Here is a 348-nt window from a genome sequence, read left to right as displayed (position 1 = left end):
CTGCCGTCCGGCTCGATCGTGGTGCTGCACGCCTGCTGCCACAACCCGACCGGCGTCGACCTGAGCCTGGATGACTGGAAAAACGTCCTGGAAGTGGTCAAGGCCAAAGGCCACGTACCGTTCCTCGACATGGCCTACCAAGGCTTTGGTGACGGCATCGCCGAAGACGCCTTCGCCGTGCGCCTGTTCGCCGAGTCGGGCCTGGACTTCTTCGTTTCCAGTTCGTTCTCCAAGTCGTTCTCGCTGTATGGCGAGCGCGTTGGCGCACTGTCGATCGTCACCGGCAACAAAGACGAAAGCACTCGCGTGCTGTCGCAGGTCAAGCGCGTAATCCGCACCACCTACTCC

At 61.8% G+C, this 348-nt stretch carries 1 protein-coding gene; it reads left to right on the top strand.

Annotated elements, in window-relative coordinates:
* Positions 1 to 348 (top strand): aminotransferase class I/II-fold pyridoxal phosphate-dependent enzyme (locus SB786_RS35805; RefSeq protein WP_410731517.1); only part of this gene is annotated, 348 nt, incomplete at both ends.

It is taken from the genome of Burkholderia sp. SIMBA_062, from assembly GCF_046534765.1.
GTDB lineage: Bacteria > Pseudomonadota > Gammaproteobacteria > Burkholderiales > Burkholderiaceae > Burkholderia > Burkholderia ambifaria.
This window is presented reverse-complemented; position numbering and strand designations above follow the sequence as displayed.